Raw genomic sequence first — 2,843 nt, 5'->3', positions numbered from 1 at the left:
GCGTTAGCCGGCCGCCACAAGCCCCCGGTCTCTAATAGGGGGGCAAATATTAGAGACAAAATACACGTAAGTAGGACGAAAGCGCCGATGGCAAGCCACTTTGCGTAAGCAGAAAGGCGGCTTTGCTGTCAGGTCGCTTCGAAAGGAGCTAACATGCTGAAAGATTTGAACTTAGTCGGCGGGATGACGAATACCGACTGGCTAAACCAGTTTCATGATGAGATGCGCACGCACAAGATCACTCAGGGCCAATTAGCGAAGACGGCTGATTACAGTCGATCGCATTTGAACCAGCTGCTGACGGGAAACAAGCCGATTAACCAACAAGCGCGGTTGCGATTGACGTTGGCACTGCGGTCGTTGACCGGCCAGAACAACGTTGACGTCTGTATTGATTACTTGGGCGTTACCTTCAAGTCGCACGACTATGAAGAACTGGTGACCGAACTGTTCCAGATTAACCTGAATCACTTTAATCTCAAAGAAGGGGCGCGATACGGGTACGCGGCGACCTTCAAATGTGGTGAAATCGATGTGTTGCTGTCGCCGTATCAAGATGTGAATGCAGACGGTTATGATCCAAGCGAAGACAGTGGCACAATGATTGAACTGAAGGGCCAAGGCTGCCGCTATGTTGAATCGTATTTGCGCCAGCAGAATCGCACCTGGTACGACTTCCTAGAGACGTGCATTGCGCTTGACGGTCATTTCACCCGAGTTGACCTCGCCATCAATGATCGCAATGGCTTGCTTGACGTACCAACCTTGATTGAGAAGTGTGACCGTGATGAATTCACCTCACGTTTTCATGGTTTCCGAGATAATCGCACCAAGCAGTGGAAGGTATCGGGCAGAACCTTGTATCTGGGGTCGCCGCAAAGTGAAGTGTACTTCTGTATTTACGACAAGGCTTTTGAGCAACACCAGAAGCACCCTGAGATTGCGATTGAAGATCAGCCGATACGGACACGCTTTGAAGTCCGGTTACGTCGCAAACGCGCCGCTGCGGCAATTAAGAATTTGTTGGCAGAGCATGATCCAGAGAAAGTTGTGTTCGGCATCATCAATCGCTACCTGCGTTTTTTGACGCCGAGTCACAAAGCGAAGAGTCAGTGGGCGACAGATCCGCGTTGGGATGCTTTCATCGGCAATTATCGCGACAAGCTGCGACTGTCAACCAATCCTGAACCATTGAGTTACGCGCATATTACCCGTTGGCTCAAGAAGCAGGTCGCGCCATCGCTGAAGATGTTGCAGCTGATTGATCAGTACAATGGCACTACTGAGCTGAAGGCGATTATTGACGGCGGCAAGTTGACGCAACGCCACTGGGACTTGATTCACCACTATCAGCATCACCGCAACGGCGTTTTGACGGATTCAGAACCGAGTGAGACATCAAAAAAGAGCGACTATGCCGACCAAAGCAAGTAGTCACCCTTCACAGATAAGATTTGGGTCCTATCTGGTTTGATTATCTCACTTCAATCAATGAGAAGGAAGTGACGTAATTGGATAAGAGTTTTGTCTGCTATCAAGATCTGATGGCATTAGGTTTTAAGCAGCACACCGCGCGCAATATTATTAGACAAGCGAAGCAAAGGATGGTACAAAAGGGTTATCCCTTGTATCTCAACCGAAACTTAGGGCGCGTGCCGCGTTCTGTCGTTGAGTCCATTCTCGGGTCACCGATGAATGGAGCTGTTGAGAATGAGTAAAACCAAATATCCAGGCGTATTCATAGACGCCAAAGGTAACTTCTACTATGAAACCGAGTTGGGCACCGATAAGATGAGTGGCAAGCGCGTCCGCAAGAAAGGGCGGAAGGACAGTCAAGGAATGCCATTCAACACTGCGTTTGCGGCGAACAAGGAACTTACGCGGGTGAAGCGTGAATATCATGAGGCGCATGGGTTTACGAACTTTCGCATGACCTACCGCCAGTTCATGAAAGACGCGTATATCCCAGCGTACAAAACCGACGTGGAGGAAAGCACCTTCGCTGTCCGTAATCGCAGCTTTGATATCTGTATCGCCCGCTTTGGCGACCAGCTGTTGCGCGATATCGATATCACCGACGTGCAGAACTTCCGCACGTGGCTGCTCACGGATGAGAAAGACGGTGGTGCGGGCTACTCGCAAGGCTATGCTGGCTTGGTGTTCGGCTGTTTTCGCAAGTCCCTTGATCACGCGGTGCAAATGCAGTACCTGTCCAACAATGTGTCAAAGCGAGTTAAGGCGATTCCTAAGGCCAAGAGCAGTGTGCCGTTTTGGACGAAAGCTGAGTTTGAACAAGTTATCGCGCAAATCTGCATTGATGATGTATACGGGCACCTGAACTTCGTGATGTTGTGGCTGTACTTCCTGACTGGCGTGCGGGTCAATGAAGGAACTGCGCTGTGGTGGCGGGATGTTGATCTCACCAAGAAGCAGCTACACGTTGACCACATGCTGGTGATGAAGAACCGGCATGACTGGGAGCGCCACGACTACACGAAGACAGACAGCGGCAAGCGGATCTTGACGCTTGATGATGACACCGTGGCAATTCTACGGCGCTGGCGTGAGGTGCAGAAGAGTTTCGGTTTGGGTGGGGTTGATGACTTCATCATGACCTATGACGGGCTGCCGATGACCAAGTCCACAATCTCGCGGATTATCCACCGTTACGCCAAGTTGGCGCAGGTGCACCCAGTCGAAGGCAAAGGGCTGCGCCACAGTCACGCATCGTATCTCATCAATGAGTTCAACGTCTCAGTGCTGGTGTTGTCTAAGCGCTTAGGCCACTCGTCACCAGAGATTACGCTGAAGCACTACTCGCACTTGTGGGGCGGGCTGGATGC

The 2,843-nt window shown here is 51.1% G+C and carries 3 protein-coding genes; all 3 read left to right on the top strand.

What is annotated here, in order from left to right; all coding sequences use genetic code 11:
- Positions 1-153 precede the first annotated feature (153 nt).
- Complete coding sequence (locus EKM88_RS13140) at positions 154-1,434, top strand: replication initiation factor domain-containing protein (RefSeq protein WP_033572651.1); 1,281 nt, start codon at positions 154-156, stop codon at positions 1,432-1,434.
- Between the two features lie 77 nt (positions 1,435-1,511).
- Entirely contained in the window at positions 1,512-1,718 is a 207-nt protein-coding gene (locus tag EKM88_RS13135; protein ID WP_033572650.1) for a DUF3173 domain-containing protein, read from the top strand.
- On the top strand, positions 1,711-2,843 hold a 1,133-nt coding region (locus EKM88_RS13130; protein ID WP_164512105.1), incomplete at its 3' end, for a tyrosine-type recombinase/integrase. The genes EKM88_RS13135 and EKM88_RS13130, both read left to right, overlap by 8 nt.

The organism is Lacticaseibacillus daqingensis, from assembly GCF_003946115.1.
Lineage (GTDB): Bacteria > Bacillota > Bacilli > Lactobacillales > Lactobacillaceae > Lacticaseibacillus > Lacticaseibacillus daqingensis.
This window is presented reverse-complemented; position numbering and strand designations above follow the sequence as displayed.

Coding starts and splice junctions, on each gene's coding strand:
- EKM88_RS13140 (WP_033572651.1), top strand. CDS start 154: ATGCTGAAAGATTTGAACTTAGTCGGCGGGATGACGAATACCGACTGG.